This window comes from Azospirillum sp. B4 (assembly GCF_000333275.1).
Classification (GTDB): domain Bacteria; phylum Pseudomonadota; class Alphaproteobacteria; order Azospirillales; family Azospirillaceae; genus Nitrospirillum.
Genome location: NZ_BACU01000413.1, coordinates 1 through 1,118, shown reverse-complemented (window position 1 = coordinate 1,118; position 1,118 = coordinate 1). Strand labels below are relative to the sequence as shown.

2 protein-coding genes are annotated in these 1,118 nt (G+C 70.7%); both read right to left on the bottom strand.

Annotation, left to right across the window (positions count from 1 at the left end):
* Positions 1–439, bottom strand: a 439-nt coding sequence (lspA, locus tag I55_RS18440; RefSeq protein WP_049974257.1) for a signal peptidase II, incomplete at its 3' end; no start/stop codon positions are given.
* On the bottom strand, positions 436–1,118 hold a 683-nt coding region (locus I55_RS18435), incomplete at its 5' end, for a class I tRNA ligase family protein (protein WP_044562046.1). The genes I55_RS18435 and lspA, both read right to left, overlap by 4 nt.

Below are 1,118 nucleotides of genomic sequence, written 5' to 3'. Positions count from 1 at the left end.
CGATGCCGCTATCGGCAACGTTGAATGCCGGCCAATGCCATGCCGCGATGTGGAAGTCCAGAAAATCAACGACGGCGCCCAGGCGCAGCCGGTCGATCACGTTCCCCAACGCCCCGCCGATGACCATGCCGGCGCAGACCGCCTCGATCAGGCGGCCGGCGCGGCGCATCCACACCGCCATGGCGGCGGTGATCACCAGGGCTAACACGATCAACATCGCCGTGCCCGTCGCCCCACCCTGATTAAACAGGCCGAAGCTGACGCCGTGATTCCACACCAGGACCAGGTTGAAGAAGGGCAGCAGGGTCACGCCGTCGCCCGCCTCGGAGAACCGGGCGAGGATGGCGGCCTTGCTGGCCTGGTCGGCGACCAGGATCAGCGCCGCCGCCAGCAGGCCCGGGATGCCGAACCGCCCCAACACGCGGGTCAGCATGCTCATGCGTGGGGACTCCCAGCGGGACCGACGGCGTCATCACAGCGGTGGCACAGCTGCTCCACCCCGTCGGCGGCTGCCGGCACCTCCGGCAGGATGCGCCAGCAGCGCTCGCACTTCTCGCCCTCCGCCGGGCCGAACACCACGCCCACGCCGGCCACGTCGGCCAGGGTGAACGCGCCCTCCGGCGCCGGGCCCACCGTCACGGTGATGCCTGAGGTGATGCTGATCTCCGCCAGGTCCAAATCGGCCAGGGCGTCCCGGTGGGCGGCCTGCACATACACGCTGGGATGGGCCTGGAGGGAGGAGCCGATGGTCTTGTCGGCCCGCTTCAGTTCCAGGGCGCCCGTGACCACGCGGCGCACGTCGCGCACCACCGTCCAGCGCGTGGCCAGCGCCTCATCCCGCCAGCCGGCCGGGACCTCCGGGAACTGGCGCAGATGGACGCTTTCGGCCAGCGCCGCGCGGCGGGCGTCGTCCCCCTCCGCCCGGAAGGCCAGCCAGGCCTCCTCCGTCGTGAAGCACAGGATGGGGGCCAGCCAGGCGGTCAGCGTCAGGAACAGCTGCTCCAGCACGGTGCGGACGGCACGGCGGCGGTCGCTGGTCGGCGCGTCGCAGTACAGGCTGTCCTTGCGGACGTCGAAGTAGAAGGCCGACAGGTCCACCGCGCAGAAGTATGCAGCTC